This is a genomic window from Actinomadura geliboluensis, from assembly GCF_043197915.1.
GTDB lineage: Bacteria > Actinomycetota > Actinomycetes > Streptosporangiales > Streptosporangiaceae > Spirillospora > Spirillospora geliboluensis.
The window spans coordinates 190,608-210,158 of the sequence record NZ_JBICUA010000009.1; the positions used below are offsets into that span (position 1 = coordinate 190,608).

Annotated in this window: 17 protein-coding genes; 7 read left to right on the top strand and 10 right to left on the bottom strand. The window is 72.2% G+C overall.

The genetic code is table 11. The annotated features are described in order from the left end of the window. Positions 1 to 96 precede the first annotated feature (96 nt). Positions 97 to 531, top strand: a complete 435-nt coding sequence (locus ACGFI1_RS28025; protein WP_387072686.1) for a hypothetical protein — start codon at positions 97 to 99, stop codon at positions 529 to 531. 234 nt (positions 532 to 765) lie between these two features. Beyond that, positions 766 to 1,209 carry a DUF3592 domain-containing protein gene (locus ACGFI1_RS28030; protein ID WP_392789387.1) on the top strand — a complete coding sequence of 148 codons (444 nt, stop codon included), beginning with the start codon at positions 766 to 768 and terminating at the stop codon, positions 1,207 to 1,209. Positions 1,210 to 1,342: 133 nt separating this feature from the next. On the opposite strand, the gene ACGFI1_RS28035 is transcribed toward ACGFI1_RS28030, so the two are convergent. After that, entirely contained in the window at positions 1,343 to 2,122 is a 780-nt protein-coding gene (locus ACGFI1_RS28035; RefSeq protein WP_138639797.1) for an IclR family transcriptional regulator, read from the bottom strand. A gap of 142 nt (positions 2,123 to 2,264) precedes the next feature. On the opposite strand from ACGFI1_RS28035, the gene ACGFI1_RS28040 reads away from it, so the two are divergent. Further along, positions 2,265 to 3,476: an FAD-dependent monooxygenase gene (locus ACGFI1_RS28040; protein WP_392789390.1), complete on the top strand. Its 1,212-nt coding sequence runs from the start codon at positions 2,265 to 2,267 to the stop codon at positions 3,474 to 3,476. Positions 3,477 to 3,535: 59 nt separating this feature from the next. Here the strand turns inward: ACGFI1_RS28040 and ACGFI1_RS28045 are convergent, their stop codons facing one another. Beyond that, positions 3,536 to 4,990, bottom strand: a complete 1,455-nt coding sequence (locus tag ACGFI1_RS28045; RefSeq protein ID WP_392789392.1) for an MFS transporter — start codon at positions 4,988 to 4,990, stop codon at positions 3,536 to 3,538. A 38-nt stretch (positions 4,991 to 5,028) separates the two neighbouring features. Beyond that, positions 5,029 to 5,622 carry an NADPH-dependent FMN reductase gene (locus ACGFI1_RS28050; protein WP_392789395.1) on the bottom strand — a complete coding sequence of 198 codons (594 nt, stop codon included), beginning with the start codon at positions 5,620 to 5,622 and terminating at the stop codon, positions 5,029 to 5,031. 149 nt (positions 5,623 to 5,771) lie between these two features. On the opposite strand from ACGFI1_RS28050, the gene ACGFI1_RS28055 reads away from it, so the two are divergent. Continuing rightward, entirely contained in the window at positions 5,772 to 8,972 is a 3,201-nt protein-coding gene (locus ACGFI1_RS28055; protein WP_392789397.1) for a BTAD domain-containing putative transcriptional regulator, read from the top strand. 10 nt (positions 8,973 to 8,982) lie between these two features. On the opposite strand, the gene ACGFI1_RS28060 is transcribed toward ACGFI1_RS28055, so the two are convergent. The 5 genes from ACGFI1_RS28060 to ACGFI1_RS28080 form a co-directional block, all read right to left on the bottom strand. Beyond that, a complete protein-coding gene (locus ACGFI1_RS28060; RefSeq protein WP_392789401.1) occupies positions 8,983 to 9,741 on the bottom strand; it encodes a sulfotransferase family protein in 759 nt (252 codons plus the stop codon). 32 nt (positions 9,742 to 9,773) lie between these two features. Next, entirely contained in the window at positions 9,774 to 10,550 is a 777-nt protein-coding gene (locus ACGFI1_RS28065; RefSeq protein WP_392789404.1) for a class I SAM-dependent methyltransferase, read from the bottom strand. 5 nt (positions 10,551 to 10,555) lie between these two features. Beyond that, entirely contained in the window at positions 10,556 to 11,617 is a 1,062-nt protein-coding gene (locus tag ACGFI1_RS28070; protein WP_392789407.1) for an aspartyl/asparaginyl beta-hydroxylase domain-containing protein, read from the bottom strand. Then, the gene (locus ACGFI1_RS28075) at positions 11,614 to 13,146 is read right to left on the bottom strand and encodes a M28 family peptidase (RefSeq protein WP_392789409.1); all 1,533 of its coding nucleotides are present in this window, start codon (positions 13,144 to 13,146) and stop codon (positions 11,614 to 11,616) included. The genes ACGFI1_RS28070 and ACGFI1_RS28075 overlap by 4 nt, the downstream gene beginning before the upstream one ends. Positions 13,147 to 13,393: 247 nt before the next feature. Next, positions 13,394 to 14,560, bottom strand: coding sequence for a cytochrome P450 (locus ACGFI1_RS28080; protein ID WP_392789411.1), 1,167 nt, complete (start codon positions 14,558 to 14,560; stop codon positions 13,394 to 13,396). A gap of 253 nt (positions 14,561 to 14,813) precedes the next feature. Here ACGFI1_RS28080 and ACGFI1_RS28085 point away from each other — a divergent pair, with 253 nt between their 5' ends. Then, complete coding sequence (locus ACGFI1_RS28085) at positions 14,814 to 16,082, top strand: MFS transporter (protein WP_386873945.1); 1,269 nt, start codon at positions 14,814 to 14,816, stop codon at positions 16,080 to 16,082. Positions 16,083 to 16,381: 299 nt separating this feature from the next. On the opposite strand, the gene ACGFI1_RS28090 is transcribed toward ACGFI1_RS28085, so the two are convergent. Continuing rightward, positions 16,382 to 16,849, bottom strand: a complete 468-nt coding sequence (locus tag ACGFI1_RS28090) for an SDR family oxidoreductase (protein ID WP_392789416.1) — start codon at positions 16,847 to 16,849, stop codon at positions 16,382 to 16,384. 17 nt (positions 16,850 to 16,866) lie between these two features. On the opposite strand from ACGFI1_RS28090, the gene ACGFI1_RS28095 reads away from it, so the two are divergent. Next, a complete protein-coding gene (locus ACGFI1_RS28095; protein ID WP_392789419.1) occupies positions 16,867 to 17,265 on the top strand; it encodes a sigma factor-like helix-turn-helix DNA-binding protein in 399 nt (132 codons plus the stop codon). 112 nt (positions 17,266 to 17,377) lie between these two features. Next, a complete protein-coding gene (locus ACGFI1_RS28100; protein ID WP_392789422.1) occupies positions 17,378 to 18,910 on the top strand; it encodes a serine/threonine-protein kinase in 1,533 nt (510 codons plus the stop codon). A gap of 26 nt (positions 18,911 to 18,936) precedes the next feature. Here ACGFI1_RS28100 and ACGFI1_RS28105 read toward each other — a convergent pair whose 3' ends face one another. Beyond that, on the bottom strand, positions 18,937 to 19,518 hold the full coding sequence (locus ACGFI1_RS28105; RefSeq protein WP_392733585.1) for a TetR/AcrR family transcriptional regulator: 582 nt from the start codon (positions 19,516 to 19,518) through the stop codon (positions 18,937 to 18,939). Positions 19,519 to 19,551 lie beyond the last annotated feature (33 nt).

Here is a 19,551-nt window from a genome sequence, read left to right on the forward strand (position 1 = left end):
TAAAGAAGTGTGCACTCCGCCGTAACGACATGATCCTCCGCGTCCCGCACCCTCGATCGAAGAGAACCGGAGACGTTCCGAAAGGGCAGGAGGACGATGAAGTACGGGAAGAGATTGCTGGTGCTGGTCCTGAGCGTGGCCGCCATGCTCCCGTTGAGCGCCACCGCGAACGCCGCACCCGCCGGATCCCCTTCGGGCGCCAGGGCGTGCTCGCCCGGAACCAGCTACATCAGCAACCAGGGCGACATCGGCCTCGGAGTGATGTTCGACTGGCGGGGCTACGGCAAGATCTACGCCGAGGGCTACTACGACAGGGTCCTGCCGGTCGGCCAGCGCACGGACTGCGCCGCCGGCTTCGGCTGGCCCTATGCCGACGGCTACTACGTCGCCTCCGGGTACTGCGCCGAGATCAGGACGACCGACTCCAGCGGCAGGTGGAAGTACTACAGCACCGTCCAGGCCGGCCAGTCGTGGCGCCCCGACCTCGGCCGCTCCTTCGAACGGTGGGAGGTCAACCAGTTCCGCTGCTGACGGCGAGCGCGATGGAGGGGCTCCGGAGTGTTCCGGGGCCTCTCCGGCCTGTGCTCACACGATCGCTGACGGCTCGGTCAGGGCAACCCCGGGGCGGAGGAAGGCGTCACATGAGAAACCGGGGGAGGCGCTGTGAGCCGTCGGGGGACGTGGATGGAGGCGCTCGAACAGCGCCATCGGGCTCGTTTCCGAGTGAGCAGGCACAGACGCGGACCGATAGCGGTCCCCGGGGGGATGGCGACGTTCATCGCCGGAGCCGGGGTGTTCTGCGCAGTCACCAGCTCCCTCGAAATCCACGCGGCGTGGGGTGGAGACGAGGCGTCCGCCGCCGTCGTCAGGATGTGGACCGACGCGAAGGGAACCGGCTACGCGGACGTGGACTTCAGGACCTCGTCAGGTCAGCGGGTGCGGACCTCCATCGAGGAGGGCGCCTGGGTGGAGATGCCGAAGGCCGGCGAGCGCGTCCGCGTGTGGTACAAGGGAGCCCGGCCGGCGGACAGCGCGGTGGACGCCAGACGGCCGGGCCAGGGGCCGGGATGGCAGGTACACGGGCTGATCTGGCTGGTCAACCTCGGAGTCTTCGGGACCTTCGCATACCGGAGCCGGGACAAGAGGGCCCGAGCCCGGGACCTGGTGGTCCGGCGGTCTCCCACGGACGCGCCTCCCCTCCAGCGCTGATCCGCGGACGCCCGCACCGGCCCCGGCGTTCGCGAGGGATGCGCCGTCCTGAGCGAAACCTGGGCGGCGCCGCGATCCACCCGCCGGCCGGCGGCGCCTCCGCGATCCTCGCCGCCGCCGACCGCGTCCGCGCTCAGCCGTGGCGGACGGCCGTCCCGGGGCGCCAGCCGAGCTGGCGCGAGATGCCCAGGCCGCTCGCCAGCACGGACGGCAGCGCGGCCTGGTGCTTGACCGACCCCTTCCGCAGGACGACCGACAGCGCCGCGACGACCCGGCCGCGGCCGTCGACGATCCGGGTGGCCACCGAGTCGGCCTCCCCGGTCAGTTCGCCGTGGACGGTCGCCGTACCGGTCCGGCGGCACGCGGCGATCTGCCTGCGCAGCTCCCCGGGGTCGGTGATCGTCCGCGAGGTGTACTTGCGCAGGCCGCCGTCCAGGACGCTCTCCACCAGGTCCGGGCCGCCGTGGCTCAACAGCACCTTGCCCACGCCGGAGCAATGCAGCGGGAGCCGTCCGCCGACCTGCGACATCAAGCCCAGAGCACTCGGCGCGGACAGCCGTTCGATGACCACTGCCTGACGCCCTTCGAGCACGGCCAATTGCACATGCTGCTGCAGAGCACTGTGCAGGTCCTCCATGAACGGCTGCGCGAGGGTTCGCAAGGACTCCGTCAGCGGGGCCAGCGTCCCGAGCCGCCAGAGCCGCAGCCCGACCGTGAACCGCCCGTCCTCCCGGCGGTCGAGGGCGCCCGCCTTCACCAGTTCGAGGGCCATGCGGCGCGCGGTCGGGTGGGGGATGCCGGTCAGGCGCACCAGATCCGCCAGGCTCAGGTCGGGGTGGTCCGGCCCGAAGGCGAAGAGGACGTCCAGCAGGCGGGAACCCACCGTCCTGCCCGGTTCACGGGTACGCGGCATGCGGGTACGCACCCCCTCCGGTCTCGGGTGACCCGGCAGCCTAACAACCATGTTCATCAGATGAACACCCCGATGGCGCTAGAGGAGCAGGAGGGGATCATCGCGGTACCGGGTTCACCGAGGAGGGCGGGAGCGTGAGCAGATGATCGGCGCAGGAGCCGCAGGACCGCGGATCGCGATCGTCGGAGGCGGCATCGGCGGGTTGGCGGCCGGCGCGTTCCTGCGTCGCGAAGGGATCGCGGCCACCGTCTACGAGCAGGCGTCGCAGCTCAGGGAGGTGGGCGCGGGGCTGGTAGCGGCCCCGAACATGGCCCGGCTGCTGCGCCGGCTCGGTGTGCTGGACGCCTTCGCCGCGCGTGCCGTCCGGCTCGACGTCGGCTGGGAGTTCCGCCGGTGGCGGGACGGCACCGTCCTGTCCGCCGAGGACCTGGCCTCGGCATGCGAGCGGCTCTATGGCGAGCACACCTACACCGCGCACCGCGCCGACCTGCTGGACGTCCTGCGATCGGCCGTCCCCGACGACGGCGTCCGCCTCGGCAAGCGGTGCGTCGAACTGACCTTGCAGAGCCAGGGGCAGCCGGTGCTGCGCTTCGCCGACGGTGAGACCGTCGAGCCCGACGTCGTGATCGGCGCGGACGGGATCCACTCGATCGTCCGAGGCGTGATCACCGAAGCCGCGTCCGCGACCTACTCGGGCATCTGCGCCTTCCGCGCGCTCGTCCCGTCCGAGCGCGCCCCGGCCTTCGCGCGGCGCAACGCCCAGACCCTGTGGATCGGCCCCGACCACCACCTGGTGCACTACCCGGTCTCCGCCGGACGCTCGGTGAACCTCGTCGCGTTCGCCCCCGCGGGGGACGACGCCGTCGAGTCCTGGACCGCGACGGCGACGGTCGAGGAGTTCCTGCGCGAGTTCGAAGGCTGGGACCCGAGGCTCACCGCGCTCATCCGCGCGGCCGGGACCCCCGGCCGCTGGGCCCTCCTCGACCGGCCGCCCCTGCGGCGCTGGAGCGAGGGCGCCGTGACCCTCCTGGGCGACGCGGCCCATCCGATGTTCCCCTTCTTCGCGCAGGGCGCCGCCCAGGCCATCGAGGACGCCGCCGTCCTCGCCCGCTGCCTGGCCGACGCCCCCGACGACCCGCCCCGGGCCCTGCGCCGCTACGAGCGACTGCGGATCCCCCGAACCACCCGTCTCCAAGAGGTCAGCCACGCCCGGTCCCTCGTGAACCACCTCCCGGACGGCCCAGAGCAACAGGCCCGAGACGACTCCTTCACCACTGCCGACCCCCTGGTGGCCAACGCCTGGATCTACAACTACGACCCCGAAAACGCCCTAGCGAGCACACCGGACACATGACGTCCGGCGTGCCCGCGCAGGTCTAGGGGCGGTTGGATGCCGTTCGTTCGTTCGGTGGGTCAGTGAAGAGTGGGGACGTGGTCCTCGCTGGCGGGGGCGACGGGAGCCGGGGCGGTGCGGCGGGGGACGGTCAGGGCGGCGAGGATGCCCGCGAGGGTCAGAGCGGCAGCGACGTAGACCGCGTCGCGCAGGCCGTCGGAGGTGGCGGCGCGCAGGGCCTCGCCGGTCAGGTCGGCCAGCCCGGAGGTGGAGACGCCGACCAGGATGGCCAGGCCCACGCTGGTGCCGATCTGGAGGGCGGTGTTGGCCATGCCCCCGGCGGCGCCCTGGTCCTCGTCGGCCACGCCGTTGCCTGAGGTGCCGAACATGGTCGGGTAGATCGTCCCCATGCCGGCGCCGTAGACGACGAGGCCGGCGAGGATCGTCCAGTACGAGCCGTCGGTGTGCATGCCCGCGGCCATCAGCGCGCCGCCGGCGGAGCCGAGCAGCAGGGCGGTGATCAGGGTCGTCCGGGCGCCGAAGCGGATGATCAGCCGTTCGGCGACGACGTTGGCGATGCCGATCACCAGCGAGAGGGTCAGGAAGGCCAGCCCTCCCTGCAGCGCCGTGTAGCCGAGCACGTCCTGGAAGTACAGGGTGAGGAAGTAGACCAGGTTCTGCATGGTGATGCCGAAGGCGAGGATCACCAGCAGGCCGGCGCGGAGGTTGGGGTTGGCGAACAGCCGCAGCGGCATCAGCGGGTGCCGGGTGCGGGCCTCGATGACGACGAACGCGGCCAGCAGCGCCACGGCGAGGACGGCGGAGGCGAGGACGGGGGCCGCGGCCCAGCCCGTCTCGGGGCCCTGGGCGATGGCGAAGACGAGGAGTGTCAGTCCGGCCGTGCCGGTCAGGGCGCCGGGGATGTCGAAGCCGCGCCGCCGTTCGCGCGGGCCGTCCGGGTCGAGCAGGACGAACGCGCCCACGGTGCCGGCCACGACCAGCGGCACGTTCACGACGAACACCGCCTCCCAGCCGAACGCGTGGGTCAGCACACCGCCGAGCAGGGCGCCCAGGCTCAGCCCGCCCGCGCCGGCCATGGCCCACACGGCCAGAGCCCGGACGCGCTCGGGGCCTTCGGCGAACCTGGTGGTGACCAGGGAGAGCGTGGCGGGGAACAGGACGGCGCCGCCGATCCCCTGGAGCGCCCGCGCGGCGATCAGCGTCGCGGGCGAGGTGGCCAGCCCGCCCAGGAGCGACGCACCGCCGAACAGAAGCATGCCCAGGACGAACATGCGGCGGCGGCCCAGCAGGTCGGCCGAGCGGCCGCCGAGCAGCAGGAAGCCGCCGAAGAAGATGGCGTAGGCGCTGACCACCCACTGGGTGGCGTGACCGGACAGCCCCACATCGCGGGCGATGTCGGGCAGCGCCACGTACACGATGGTGAAGTCGAGCGAAGTGATCAGGCTGGAGAAGGCCAGCAGGCCGAGGCTCCAGCGCGGACGGGCGCCTGTGGTGGGCTTCTTGCGCGATGACATCGCGGTCTCCTCAGAAGGGTTCGGGGCAAGGCTTTGAGTCACGCCGCGTAGGGGCGTTCGGCGCGGGCGTCCCGCAGGGCGCGGGCCCACCAGGTCAGCTGGTCGAGCAGGCTCTCGGCCGCCGCGCGGCACCCGGCCGCGTCGATCGGGCGGCCGTGGTCGTCGAACCTGTCCCGGCAGGAGTGGAAGCTGACCGTGTTGCGGACGGTGACGGCGTGGAGTTCGGCGAAGACCTGCCGGAGGTGCTCGACGGCGCGCAGGCCGCCGGAGACTCCGCCGTAGGAGACGAAGCCGACCGGTTTGGCCTGCCATTCGTCCACGTACCAGTCGACGGCCGTCTTGAGCGAGGCGGGGAAGCTGCGGTTGTACTCGGGCGTCACGACCACGAACGCGTCGGCCCGGTCCAGCCGTTCTCCCAGCCGCCGTACCGGTTCGGGCGCCTCGGACGTTCCCGCGCCGTCGGCGGGGAGCACCTCGGGCAGGGCCGTCTCGGCGAGGTCGACGACGTCGAGGCGGAGGGCGGGGCGCCGGCCGGCCTCCCCGGCGAACCATGCGGCCACCGTGGGGCCGAACCGGCGGTCCCGGACGCTGCCGACGATGACGGCGAGGTTCAGCGGCCCGGTCGGGGTCATCGTGCTCTCCCTTCGAAACTTCCTGTACGACTCGGTGGGGCGAGCATGGCGGCCGGTGCTTATCCGGCACTTACCGCGTGCTTTCCGCCGGCGGCGGGCCGGCGTAAGCGGGCCGATCCCGGGGGGAAAGCGGCCGATATCGTGGGGGCATGCGATTCGGGGTGCTCGGGCCGCTGGAGGTATGGACGGCCGGCGGCGCCCCCGTGGCGGTGCGCGGGGCCAAGGTCCGCGCGCTGCTGGCCGTCCTGATCGGGCACGAGGGGCGGCCGGTGCCGGTGGACCGGCTGATCGACGACCTGTGGGGCGACGCGCCGCCCCGCAACCCGTCCGGGGCACTGCAGGTCAAGGTCTCGCAGCTCCGCCGCGCCCTGGACGAGGCCGAGCCCGGCGCCCGGGAACTGGTGTCCTTCGAGGACGCCCTGGGCTACCGGCTCCGGGCGGACGCCGAGTCCGTCGACGCGACGCGGTTCACCGCGCTGCTGGCGCGGGCGCGCGAGGCCGCTGACCCGCGGTCACGGGCGGGCCTGCTGACCGAGGCGCTGGAGCTGTGGCGCGGGCCGGCCTTCGCCGACTTCGCCGATGCCGAGTTCGCGCGCCCGGTGGCGGCGCTCCTTGAGGAGCAGCGCCTCACCGCCCTGGAGGAACGGGCGGAGGCGCACCTGGAGACCGGTGAGCAGGGCGCGCTCGCCGGCGAGCTGGGCGACCTGGTCGAACGCCATCCGCTGCGCGAACGCCTCCGCTCCGCGTACATGCGCGCCCTGTACGCCACCGGACGGCAGAGCGACGCCCTCAAGACCTACGCCGACCTCCGGACGCGGCTGCGCGAGGAACTCGGCCTGGACCCCGGGCCGGAGATCGCCGAACTGCACCGGCGGATCCTCGCGCAGGACCCCGCCTTGGCCACCGCGCCCACCACGCCGCCGCAAACGAACCTCCCGGCGCAGATCAGCGAGCTGATCGGGCGCGACGAGGCGGTGGTCCAGGTCCAGGCGGTGCTGAGGTCGGCCCGGCTGGTCACCCTCACCGGCCCCGGCGGCGTCGGCAAGACGCGGCTCGCCCTGGAGACCGCCGCGCGGGCCGCCGCCGACCACCCGGACGGCGTGTGGCTCGTCGAGCTGGCCGGTCTCGACCGCACGGCCGAGGCATCGGGGGGCCACCGGCTCGTGGAGACCGTGACCGCCGCGCTCGACATCCGCGACGACACCGCCCCCGGCCTGCCGTGTTCCGGCGCGCCCGCCGACCCGGCCGCCCGGCTCGCCGACGCGCTGCGGACCCGCCGGGCACTGCTCGTCCTGGACAACTGCGAGCACGTGATCGACGACGTCGCCGCGTTGGGCGAGCGGCTCCTGCGGGCGGCGCCGGAGCTGCGGATCCTCGCCACCAGCCAGGAGCCGCTGGGGCTCGCCGGGGAGTCGGTCTGGCCCGTCCCGCCGCTGCAGGCGCCCCACGCGCCCGCCGACCACGGGCCCGCGAGCCTCCGCAGGTTCAGCGCCGTCCGGCTGTTCGAGGCGCGCGCGGCGGCCGCCGTCCCGGGGTTCGCGATCGACACCGCCAACGCCCGCGCGGTCGCCGCGATCTGCCGCCGGCTGGACGGCGTCCCGCTGGCCCTGGAGCTGGCGGCCACCCGGCTGCGCGCGCTGGACGTCCACGACTTGGCCGAACGGCTCGACGACCGGTTCCGGCTGCTCTCCTCGGGTCACCGCGGCACCCCGGCGCGGCAGCGGACCCTGCGCGCGATGATCGACTGGAGCTGGGAGCTGCTGTCCGGGCCCGAACGCCTCGTCCTGCGGCGGCTCGCGGTGCACCACGAGGGCTGCACGCTGGAGGCGGCGGAGGAGGTCTGCGCGGACGGGGACGACATCCCGCCCGAGGACGTCCTCGACGTGCTGGCCCGCCTCGTCGACCGCTCGATGGTGGTCCGGGCCGGCGGACCGGGCCAGGCCCGCTACCGGCTGCTCGAATCGGTCGCGGCCTACGCCCTGGACCGGCTGGAGGAGGCCGGCGAGACCGAGCGGATCCGCCTCCGGCACCTGACCTTTCACGTCGCACTGGCCGAACGCGCGGAGCCGCAGCTCCACGGCCCCGACCAGCGGCGCTGGCTGCGGCGCCTGGACGCCGAGCACGCCAACCTGCGCGGCGCGCTGGAGGAGGCCGTGCGGCGGCGCGACGCCGGCCACGCGCTGCGGCTGGTCAACGCGCTGGCCTGGTACTGGTTCCTGCGCGGCAGGATCGGCGAGGGACGGCGCGCGTTCGCGATGGCGCTGGCCATCCAGGCCGAAGCACCTACCGCGACGAGGGCACGGGCCGAGGCATGGCAGACCGGCCTGGAACTCCTGGGCGGCCGTACGGCGGACGGCCGCACGCCCTCAGAGGCCATCGCCGATCCGGGCGAGCGCGCCAGGGCGGAGTGGTTCCTCAGCGACGTGCTGCTCGGCGCCGGCGACCTGAACCTCAGCCGGGACCTGGTGGAACGGGCCCTGCCGGTGTTCCGGCGGCTCGGCGACCGCTGGGGCACCGCCGCGGCCCTGGCCACCGAGGCCAACCACGCCCTCGTCCGCGGCGACCTCGGCGCGCTCGAACGGTCCGGGGAGGAGAGCCTGGCGATCTTCGAGGAGCTGGGCGAGCGGTGGGGGCGGGTCCGGGCCGTCGAACTGCTCGGCCGGCTCGCGGAGATCAGGGGCGACCACCGCAGGTCCGCCGACCTCTGCCGGGACGGGCTCCGGCTGGCCGGGGAACTCGGGCTGTGGCTCCAGGTGTCGCTGCTCCAGTCCGGGCTCGGCCGGGTCGCCCTGCTGGCCGGCGACCACGCCGAGTCGGACCGGCGCCACGAGCGGGGCAGGACGCTCGCCGCCGAGCACGGCTACCGTCCCGGCGAGGCGTTCGCCCTCACCGGCCTGGCCCTCACCGCCCGCCGCGCGGGCCGCCTCGACGACGCCGAGGCCCACATGCTGGACGCCCTCGCCCGCGCACGCGAGGTGCGGTACGCACCGGGCATCGCGCTCGGCCTGGCCGAACTCGGCTTCATCGCCGAGCAGCGAGGGGACGCCGCGGCGGCCGAGGAACTCCACCGGGAGGCCCTCACCGTCGCGCAGGACATCGGCGACCCCAGGGCGATCGCGCTCGCCCTCGAAGGACTGGCCGGCGCGGCGGCCCTGAGAGGCACCCCGGAAGAAGCAGCCCGCCTCCTCGGCGAAGCCGCCGCCCTACGCGAATCCGTAGGCGCCCCTCTGCCGCCCGAAGAGCGCGCTGACGTCGACCGCATAGCGACCGCAGCAAGATCCGTCCTAGGCGAAGACGCCTTCGCCAAAGCCCAAGCCACACCCCGCTCCCGCCTCACCCGCCCGCAGTAAGGTCTTTGGGTTACCTGCCGGCTCGGCGTGGGCGCCGTTTGCGGCGTACTGCCCAGGTGATCGCGGCGCCGGTCGCGAGCGCGGTGGCGGCGAGGATCCGAGGGGCCAGCCTCTTCTTCAGCGCCTGCCGCTGCCGCCGTTTGAACGTGGCCGCGTCGTTCTCCCGGGGGAATGGCTCGTCGGGGACCGGGCGGCCGAGGAAGGCGCACAACGGCGCCCATCCGTCCTTGACCTCGAACACCAGCAGCCGGTCTTCGGGCACGTACGCCCGCACTTCGGCGACGTGCCGCTCGAAACGCTCGGCCATCTCCGCGCGCTCGCCGAACGGCCCGCCGATCTCACGTTCCCACGTCGTCCGCTGCACGCGGTCGAGGACCTGCGCCACGGGATCGGGACGGCGCGGGCCCCGCCAGCTCAGCACCCGCACCAGGAGCGGCGGCCTGGCGAGCACGGCGGACATGGTCTGCGCGGCGCTGTCGTACCAGCGTCGCGGATCGCGGACGGTGAGCACCACCTTGGCGTCCGGGAACGCGTCGACGATGTCGCGCCAGAACGCGGTGGCCGGCGAGCCGACGGCGCAGCCGTAGCCCGCGAACACCTTCCCCCAGTCGACCGTCCGCCCGTCCATCGCGGCGGCCCAGTCGGCGGCCCGCTCCGGCTCGGTGGTGAGGACCCGCATGTTGTAGCACGGGCCGTACCCGAGCCGGTCGAGCGCCAGCGCGAGTGAAGTCGTGCCCGTCCGGAGGAAACCGACGCCGATGACCTGCACGCGAACTCTCCTCAGGGTGAAGTGGATGACGTTCAGGCCGTACGGCGGGCGACCAGGGTGCCGGGGTCTTCGCCGTCGGCGACGGGGTTGAGAGCGGTTCCGGCAGTCGGGGTGAGCCCGGCCGCCGCCAGGTCGGCGACGACGGCGTCCGGCCGGTGCAGGTAGTGGGCGCGTTCCACCACCTCGGTCGCCACCAGATCGCCCTGGTGGTACGTGCGGTAGACGAACCGCAGGTGCGCCTGATCGTCGCCGACGGGCCGCGCCTCGGACGACATCTCGTACCGGCAGTCGCCGAGGGCGGCCTCGTCGGCGACGTGCTCGGGCCAGTCCGGTACGGGTTCCGACAGCACCATGTCCATCGCCACCTCGCCGTCCTCGGCCAGATGTTCGGCGATCGCCTCGAAGAGCACAGGCCGTTCGGGGTGCGGCACGTGCTCCAGCACGCCCGCCAGGTACACGAAGTCGAAGCGGCGGCTGCCGAGGTCGAAGTGGGGCGCCGCCCGGTCGAGCACGGTGACGCGGGCCCGCAGGTGCGGGCGTTCGGCGAGCTTGGCCAGCAGCACCGCGCGCATGGTGGCGGACCTCTCCAGGCACAGTACGGTGGCGGCTCGCTCGGCCACGGCCAGCGTGATCCGGCCGGTGCCCGCGCCGATCTCCAGCGCGTGTCCGCCCTGGGGCGCGCGGCCGGCGAAGAACCGGGGGTCGGGGAGGGCGCCCTCTCCGCGGGAGGCGCGGAAGAGATCGTAGTAACCGGGCTGGAAGGCGTACGGGTCGGTGCCGAGCGGAGCGACCCGGGTGGAGGAGGTCATGCGAGTCACCTGCCTGTCTGGTCGGGACGAGGGCGCGTCGTCAGGGGATCGTGCGCGGCCGGCGCCGTCCGGCCGCCGTGGACGGGCTGTGCCGGACGGGTCCACTCGCGGAGGGCGCGGCCGGCGCGCTCCCTGATCCGCACCTGGCCGGTGGGCTCGACGGCGATGGTGCGCTCCTCGCTCCAGCCGGTGAGGCGGAACTCGCCCAGCCCGAGATGCTCCAGGCCGAAGGCGGGCTCGCCGTCGATGGCGAGGACGAGCCGGTCCTCGTGCACGAGGACCGCGGCGTCGCTGTCGGGCCTGGCCTCGACCTCCTCCTCCGACCACTGCGCGAAGTCGCCCGGCAGCCGGAACCGGCAGCACAGCCGGTCGCGTTCGGACGCGGTCAGCGGCACCGGATCGCGGGCGAACATCACCTCGCTCAGCGGCAGCAGCTCCCGGAACTCGTCCGGCAGCAGCCCGACGACCTCCCGGCTGACCAGGCAATCGAGCACCATGTGCACCCGAGCGCGGTCCCCGTGGTTCGCCACGTAGTGCCTGCGGCCGAAGTCGCCGAACCACAACCGTCCTGCCGTCCAGTGCTCGGACACGCCGTCGATGACCACGACGGCGTCGGGGTTGGTGTCGATCGGCACGTGCAGCCGCAGGAGCCCGCGTTCGAACCCGTACTTGTAGTCGCGGTGCTCGTGCACGGTCGCACCCGCGCCCAGGGCCATCAGCCGTACGCCCCGGACCGGCGCCGGCAGGGCGTCGATGACCTGCGCGAGCGCCGGGGCGTCGTCCAGCCACGGGGTGTCGGCGAAGTCGGTCAGGCCCGGGCCGCCCGGGTCGGTCCGTACCGGATCGCCGCCGACGCTGCGCAGCGGCAGGATGCGCCAGTCCACGCCGGACTCCATGGCGGTGCCGTCCTGGCTGTAGGCGCGCTGGGCGCGCCACCGCCCGCGCCGCAGCAGGTCGAGGTCGGCGCGCAGCGCGTCGACGTCGAAACTGAGCCGCATCGGCGCCGACGGCGGGTAGGCGGCGGACGGTTCCGTCGGCGATTCGACGGCCTCGTGGTACGTGGTCATGGTCGCTGCTCCCGGGCGCCGGCCGCGGGCAGGTCGGAGACGTCGAGGGCGAAGCGGCCCACGGCCCACGCGATGGCGGGCACGTTCTCGCCGAGAGCCCGGCGATCGAGGTTGCCGATCGTGTCGCAGGTCTGGTGGTAGCAGTGGTCGTACAGCTGCCCGGCCGTCCCGCCGAACCGGGCCGCCTGCGCCGCGGTCTTGACCCCGAGGACGCCGCCGTTCAGGCCGCCGACCGGGATGCCCGCGGCCACGAACGGCTCGTGGTCGGAGCCGACGGCCCGCAGGTCGTGGCTTTCGTAGGGGAGTCCGGCGTGGTCGAAGTAGTCCTTGAAGACCTTCTCCGCGACCTGCGATCCCGCCGGGCCGGGCGGGGTGCCCGGCGGCTGCTCGCTCGCGTCCCCGTCGAGGACGAACCGCACCCCGTTCGGCGCGGCGATCAGTTCGAAGTTGAGGTAGAGCGCGATCTTGGCGCGTTCGGCCGGGGTCAGGTTGTGCACGTAGTAGTTGGAGCCGATGTCGATGAGCTCCTCGGCGCCCCACAGCGCGAACCGGACTTTGTGCCGCACCTTGTCCTGGTGGGGCGCCAGCCGCAGCGCGGTCGCCATCAGCGCGGCCGCGGCGGCGGCGTTGTCGTTGATGCCGGGTCCTTCGGACACGCTGTCCAGATGGGCGCCGGCCATGACGGTGCGGTCGTCGCTGCCGCCGCGCGTCTCGGCGATCAGGTTGGTGGTGACTCCCGCGACCCCGTGCCCGCGCAGGTCGAGACGCAGCCGCACCTGGTGCTGCGCGGTCTCCTGGGCGAGCTGTTCGGCCTGCGTCTGCGTGACGCTGGCCACCGGGATGGTGAACGCCGTCGGGTCGAACGCGTGCAGCCGGTAGATGTTGTCCGGACTCGGCGTGTCCAGGTAGATCAGCATCGCCCGCGCGCCGAGCCCGGCGGCGACGCGCTGCTGCGCCGTGTAGCCGCAGGATCCGCGCCGTACGAGCACGATGGATCCGGCCACGGGCAGCCCGTCGTAGTCGGCCGCGGAGCATCCGGCGGCGTCGCCCGCCGTGGCCCGGGGCACGACGAGGTGGGCGTCGAGACCGCCGGGCGGGGTGACGGGTGACCAGCGCATGACCATCGCGCGCACCTGGCGGGCGGCGGGCGCGGTCACCGCCGCGCTCTCCGCGTCGATCTGATAGTCGGTGTACGGCACTCGCTGCCGGTGAACGCGGTAGCCGGCGGCGGTGAGCACCTTGGCGGCGTAGCGCGCGGAGGCCTCGAACCCCGGCGTACCGGTGGCGCGCACCCCGCCGTTCTGTGCGGCGATCCGGTCGAGGACGCGCAGGTGCCGCCACGCGTCGGCGCCATGGGTGGACCCCGCCAGCAGCCGCGCCAGCCACAGCTCCCCGGACCCGTCGCCCGAAGGACCTGCCGCCGCGTGGGCGGGAGCCGCGTGGAGCGGGGTCGCGGAGGCGTGGGAGGTGGCGGACGGTGGAGCAGCCGGAAGGATGGTGGCGGTTATGGTGACGAGGCCGGTTACCAAGGCGGTTTTTGTGCGCACAAACACCCTCATAAGCGTTCCAGATGAAAATACGTGGTGCCAAGAGACAGAGGCCGCGCTGAGGTGCGCGGAGAGTCTCTGAGGTTGGCCGACGCGGTGAATAATGAGTGGCCCGGCATATCGGTGCAGGCGGGAAGCGTGCTCCGATATGCCGGGCACCCTCTATGCCACTCAGTGGAGGTAACGCATCCGTGCCACCTCCTTTCTGTCAAGACGGATCTGAGGTCGGTCAGCTAAGGTGGACTTTGAGTCGGGCCACGCCTCGCAGCGTGAGATTCCGGTGGTAGACGGGTTTCTCGGCCAGGCGGATTCCCGGGAACTCGGTCGCGAGCAGGCCGAGGACGACCCGGGCCTGGAGGACCGCCAGCGACTGCCCGAGGCACGCGTGGGCGCCCCGGCCGAACCCCAGATGCGGGTTGGGCCGGCGGGCGAAGTCCAGCTCGTCGGGCTCGGCGAACTTGGCCGGATCCCGGTTCGCGGCGGCCAGCATCAGCGTCACCGCTTCGCCGGGTGCGATGACACGGCCGCCGAGGCGCGTCTCCCGTACACACGCCCGCGCGTCGGCCTGCACCGGCGACACGTACCGGACCAGTTCCTCCACTGCGAGTGACAGGTCGGCCCGGGTGAAACGTGCCAAATTCTCCGGTGAGTTCAGCAGGACGACCAGAGCGTTGCCGAGCAGCCGCCCCGCCGATTCGAACCCGGCGTGCAGGACGGCCCGCAGCGTGTTCAGCAGCACCGGGCGCGCGATGCCGGAGCCGGGCGCCTTGGCCGCCACATGCGCCACCAGCCCGTCCGCCGGCGGGTCGTCCAGCCACCGGCCGGTGTATTCGGCCAGCTCAGCGCGGGCGCGCACGGCGGGCTCGGCGGTCTCCGGCCAGATCCCGGCGTCCATGCCGTCCACGATCGTCTGCGACACGGGCAGGAACCACGCGGCGTCGATGGGCGGCACCCCGAGCACCGCGGTGATGGTGTCCAGCGCGAGCGGCGCGGTGAAATCGGACACGCAGTCGAACTCCCCGGCCGCGCGCAGCCGCTCGGCCCGTGCGCGGACCTGCGCGGCGATGCGCTCGCGCAGCGCGCCCGAGTCGAGACCGCGGACCGCGTCGACCATGAAGTGCCGGATGGCCGTGTGCTCGGGCGGGTCGAGCGACTGGATGCTCAGCAACGGCTCCGGTACGGCCTCGCCGATCCGGCGCCAGTCCGAGGCGAACGATTCCGTGTCGCGCAGGACCGCGGCGCAGTCGTCGTACCGGGTCAGCACCCAGGAGTCGAGGAAGGTGCTGCGGTGGACGGGCGCGCTCTCGCGCAGGCGGCCGAAGAAGGCGTAGGGGTCCAGCAGCGCCGCGGGCTCCGCGAGTCCCGCGGCCGGATCCGCGACCGGCGCCTCCGACATATCGACCTCCTCGCACGGACGGCACCGGCGAGCGGCCTCGGGCCAGTTCGCCGCCTCCCCTGCGGGTGGCCGGGAGGACGGCGACGCAGTCGCTCAGGTGTCCGATGGGTCGTCCGACACATGATCTTTACCGATGGTAAATGGATCAGGCGGAATTGCCGAGTGCCGGATCCGGCCACCGGTCTTCCATATCCATGAAGGCTCGGATATGGCATGGTCTTGTAGTTCCGCCGCCCCGCCAAGGAGGTCGCCTGTGCGGGTTCTCCTGACCAATCGAGGGTTTCGGCTCCTGATCATCGGGCAGTCTTTGTCAACCCTTGGCGACCGGGCTCTCATCATCGCCTTCGGCATTTGGGTCAAGGAGCTGACCGGCAGCAATGCGGCGGCGGGCGGCGCGTTCTTCTTCGTCGCCCTGCCGTTCCTGTTCGCCCCGTTCGCCGGGGTGCTCATCGACAGATTCCCGCGGCGCCAGGTGTTCGTCGTGACCAACCTGGCGATGGCGTGCGTCATGCTGCTCAGCCTGCTGGTGCGCGGCGAGGGCCAGGTCTGGCTGCTGTACGCGATCATCCTCTGCTACGGCATCGCCGGCGTGGTCATCACCGCCACCCAGGCCGCCCTCGTCACGGCGATCGTGGACGAGGACGCACTCCCCGACGCCAACGGCCTGCTCCAGACCTCCGCCGACGGCGTGAAGCTGCTGGCTCCCCTCTTCGGCGCGGCGTTGTTCACCGTGGCGGGCGGCCAGGTGGTGGCCCTGCTGGACGCGGCGACGTTCCTGGCGGCCGCGGTATGCGTGTGGCTCATCCGGGCGCCCGGTGACCAGCGTCATGTCACCGGTGCCCTGGAATTGCGCGAAGAGGTGCTGTCGGGCCTGCGCCACATCTACCGGTCCCCGCAACTGCGCACGCTGGTGGGCGCGCTGGGCCTGGCCATGCTGGTGACGGGCTTCTCGCAGACCCTCATCTTCTCCATCGTCGACGACGGGCTGCACCGCGCTCCCGCGTTCGTCGGCGTGCTGAGCAGTGTGCAGGGCGCGGGCGCCGTCTGCGCCGGCCTGACGGCGGGCGCCGCCATCCGCCGCGTGGGCGACCTGCGCACGGTGATGTCGGGCATCGCCCTGGTGACGGTGGCGTCCTTGGTCTATCTGGCGCCCGCCATCCTCCCGGTGGCGGTGGGGGCGCTCCTTTTCGGCTTCGGCATGTGCTGGACGACCGTCGGCCTGGTCATGGCGGTGCAGCGACGCACGCCCGACGCCCTGCGCGGCCGGGCACTGACCGCGTCGATGGGCGTGGTCAGCACCCCGCAGACCGTCTCCATCGCCCTCGGCGCGGCACTGTCCCTGGTCGTCGACTACCGGGTCCTGCTGATCCTCATGGCCGCGGTCACCGCCGTATGCGCCATCTGGCTGGTACGCGTCCCGACCGAAACCAAGCCGCAGGACCCTCCACGCAAAGACCTCGACCCGACACCCCGAGAAAAAGAGCCGCCGGCCCGCTCACCAGGCACCAAGCCCATGTCTTGATCGGATGGGGGAGCGGCGTAGCCGCCGCCATCCTCAACACAACGAGTCGGGGGAGCCGCGTTCCCTTCCATCCCAGCTATCAACGGTGCCCTGCCGCGGGCTAGGCTCCCGAAATGCTGTCTCGCGTGCTTCGACGTATAGCGGTTGTGCTGGTCGGCTCGCTGGGGTTGGTTCTGGTGCTGGTCTTGGCATTGGCCGGGGACGCGCTGTGGTGGGTGCGGTGCCTGGAGGCTCTCATCGGGGCGGCTCTGTTGTGGTGCACATGGGTGCTTTGGCGCAGGTGGCTCCTCTGAACGAGGTCAAGGTCGAGGGTCGGTGCGCAGGAGGGAGTAACGGACACCGTCGCGCCAAGTGAACTCCCCGGCGATCTCGGCATCGGGCATGCCGGAGCCGTCGACGCCGATGATGGACGCCATGGCGATCCGGGCGACCCCCGCCTTCCGGCCCGCCTCATGCAGGTTGCGGGCCGACGTGCGGAAGAACTCCGTCGCCGCCTCCTGGTCGGAGGCGTGCCACGACGCGACGTCGATGACGACGTCGGCCCCGGTGAGGGCCTCACCGGTGATGATGTCCACGCCGGTGGCCCGGGACACCGGCACGACCTGGTGTCCCCTCTCGGTCAGGACGTCCACGACGTGGCGTCCCAACCGTCCGGTCGCCCCTGCCACCACGGCGGTGATGCGCTCCTCGGACTCCCCGATCCTGCGGAGGTCGCCGGTCTCCCGGATGGTGAAGTACGTGCTTCCGAGTACCTGTGGGCTGGGCATGCGGGATCGAGCGGGCGGTGTTCGTGCTGCGCGAGGTGTTCGACCTGGATTACGACGAGATCGCCGAAGCCGTCGACAAGACCCCGGCGGCGGTCCGCCAGCTCGCCTACCGGGCACGGGCGCACGTCGCCGCCCTGAGCGACGGCGGCGGAATCAGACACGCCCTGCTCAAGCCCGTCATCGGGGCCGACAAGGTGGCGCGCCTGCTCGCCGCCGGCTGGTGGAAGCGCGACGCCGAAAGGACGGTCGAGCCGGTACAGATCAATGGTGGTCCGGGCCTGCTCGTCCGCGTCGACGGGAACATCGACGGCGTGGTGGCGGTGCGGGTCGAGAACGGCTTCATCATCGGCGCCTACCACGTGCGCAACCCCGAAAAGCTGTCGTATGTGCAGCGGGAGACCACCGTGAGCCGCTGAAACCACGACTCCTTGCACCACCCCACTGGACGTGACCTTCAGCCGAACACCGATGTCTGACAGTTATCCGGATCGTCAACGGCCGTCGGTCCCGCATCGGTAGGTTCTGATCATGGGGTGGGACGGTGACGGGGTGCTGGCGGGCCGGTACCGGAGGCTCGACCGGATCGGCCGGGGCGGGATGGGGTCCGTGTGGCAGGCCCATGACCTCGAACTGGACCGCGAGGTCGCCGTCAAGGAGCTTCTGGTGCCCGAACAGGTCACCGACCGGGAACGGCGCGACTGGTACGCGCGGATGGACCGCGAGGCCCGCGCCGCCGCGCGGCTGCGGCACCCCGGCATCGTGGCCGTCCATGACAGGGTGACGGGCGACGATGGCCGTCCCTGGATCGTGATGGAGTTGGTTCGCGGCCGATCCCTCGAGCAGGTGCTGGCCGATCAGGGAGCGCTTCCGCCGCGTCAGGTCGCCGCCCTCGGGTTGGCGATGCTGGACGCTTTGTCGGCCGCGCACGCCCAGGGCGTGGTCCACCGCGACGTCAAGCCCGCGAACGTGCTCCTGGAGGGCGACCGGGTCCTGCTGACCGACTTCGGCATCGCCGCGCTGGAGGGCGATGCCACCATCACCCGTTCGGGCATGGTGCTGGGCACGCCCGCCTACATGTCGCCCGAACAGGTGGAGGGCGAGCCGGTCACCCCGGCCTCGGACCTGTGGTCCCTGGCCGCCACCCTGTACGTGGCGGTCGAAGGCCGCCGACCGTTCGACGGTCCCAGCCACGGCGCCGTCTTCGTCGCGATCGCCACCCGGCAGCCACCCACACCCCGGTGCGGCGGCCCACTCGCCCAAGCCCTCGATGGCCTACTGCGCAAGAACCCCGACGAAAGGCTCCACCCCGCCCAGGTCCGCGACCTGCTCAACGCCGCCCTCAACTCGACCGGCAACACTGCGGTCGACATCGGACCGCCCGTCCAGGATCGTCCGCAGCCCCGTACTTCCCTTCTCTCCTCACCCGTCAGCGACATCCCGTTCCAGCGCCATCAAACGATCTTGATCAGAGTGGCCCTCGTCTGCGCCGTACTCTCCATGCTGACCTTCCTGGTCTCACCGTGGAGCGAGGTCGGCGACAGGTTTCCCCTCGAGTACTACACGCACGCTTCGCCCGGTCTGCTGCTGGTGGTCGTGGCTTTCATCGTCATGTGCGGACTGTGGTTCCTGTCGCACAGACCGCTCCTCAGCCTCGGCAGCATGATCTTGATTCTCGGCGCCCTTCACGTGGGAATCGTCTCGGTGTACACGTACGGGGAGAGTAGTGAGGCCAAAGAGGGCTTCGGAGTTCCCTGGGCGTTGGGCACACTCGCGTTCATGCTGGCCTTCACCGTGATGAACTGGTCGTTCGCCGGCCGGGTGACTGCCCCGCCCGTCCGCCATGCCCTGCTCGCCGTGGCGGTTCCCGTCGAGGGCGTGGTGGCCCTGTTCTGGGCCAAGCCGGTCTACGAGCTGGCGGATTGGAGGTACGGCATGGAGATCGAACTGGACACCTCCTTCACCACCTTGCTCACAGCCCTGGGCGTGATCTGGTTCGGCGTCCAACCGTTCCTCTGGTCGAGCAGCATCAGGGCGGCCTTCTCCCGCCGCTTCGGGGCGTGAGCGGCGTAGCTCGACCACGGCCCGCGTTAGGGATCCGGTACGGCCGAGCCGTGCACCATGGTGTCGGCGATGGTTTTGACGGAGGGCCGGGTGACGGCGCCGGGTGGTGCGCTGACCAGGGCGAACAGGGCGCTGCCGTAGAGCGCGATGAGCGCGGGGACCTTCTCGGGTGCGATCTTCAGCCCCAGCTGGTCATGGAGCCCGGCGGTGAAACGCACCGCGGCCTCCTGCAGTCCAGCCAGCGCCGCGGCAAGCGCCGGGCGGCGCACCGCCTCCAGTCGCAGCTCGAAGATCGCAAGGTAGCGGTCGCGCAGTGCGGTCGCCGCCGTGAACAACGACTCGGTCAGCATCTCCACCAGGTCGGCGCCGCCCGCGGGCTGGTGCTCGGCCGCCTGCTCCATGTCGGCCAAATGCAGCTCGACCACCCGCTCCGCCGCGGCCACCAGTAGGGCCTCGCGGCTGCGGAAGTAGTTGGACGCCGTGCCGGCCGGCAGCCCTGCCTGCTTCTCCACCGTCCGGTGGGTCACACCGTGCACTCCGGAGGCCGCCAGCAGGTCGATGGCGGCGTCGGTCAGGGCTTGGCGGCGGGCGAGGTTGGTGGGCGGCACCGCACCATGCTACCAATAGCCGTAGTAGTACGA

Bases quoted from the DNA above. Each gene is read 5' to 3' on its own strand.
- ACGFI1_RS28025 (WP_387072686.1), top strand. From the start codon at position 97: ATGAAGTACGGGAAGAGATTGCTGGTGCTGGTCCTGAGCGTGGCCGCC.
- ACGFI1_RS28090 (WP_392789416.1), bottom strand. From the start codon at position 16,849: ATGCCCAGCCCACAGGTACTCGGAAGCACGTACTTCACCATCCGGGAG.
- ACGFI1_RS28055 (WP_392789397.1), top strand. From the start codon at position 5,772: ATGCGATTCGGGGTGCTCGGGCCGCTGGAGGTATGGACGGCCGGCGGC.
- ACGFI1_RS28065 (WP_392789404.1), bottom strand. From the start codon at position 10,550: ATGACCTCCTCCACCCGGGTCGCTCCGCTCGGCACCGACCCGTACGCC.
- ACGFI1_RS28040 (WP_392789390.1), top strand. From the start codon at position 2,265: ATGATCGGCGCAGGAGCCGCAGGACCGCGGATCGCGATCGTCGGAGGC.
- ACGFI1_RS28030 (WP_392789387.1), top strand. From the start codon at position 766: ATGGCGACGTTCATCGCCGGAGCCGGGGTGTTCTGCGCAGTCACCAGC.
- ACGFI1_RS28050 (WP_392789395.1), bottom strand. From the start codon at position 5,622: ATGACCCCGACCGGGCCGCTGAACCTCGCCGTCATCGTCGGCAGCGTC.
- ACGFI1_RS28080 (WP_392789411.1), bottom strand. From the start codon at position 14,560: ATGTCGGAGGCGCCGGTCGCGGATCCGGCCGCGGGACTCGCGGAGCCC.
- ACGFI1_RS28100 (WP_392789422.1), top strand. From the start codon at position 17,378: ATGGGGTGGGACGGTGACGGGGTGCTGGCGGGCCGGTACCGGAGGCTC.
- ACGFI1_RS28045 (WP_392789392.1), bottom strand. From the start codon at position 4,990: ATGTCATCGCGCAAGAAGCCCACCACAGGCGCCCGTCCGCGCTGGAGC.
- ACGFI1_RS28070 (WP_392789407.1), bottom strand. From the start codon at position 11,617: ATGACCACGTACCACGAGGCCGTCGAATCGCCGACGGAACCGTCCGCC.
- ACGFI1_RS28035 (WP_138639797.1), bottom strand. From the start codon at position 2,122: ATGCCGCGTACCCGTGAACCGGGCAGGACGGTGGGTTCCCGCCTGCTG.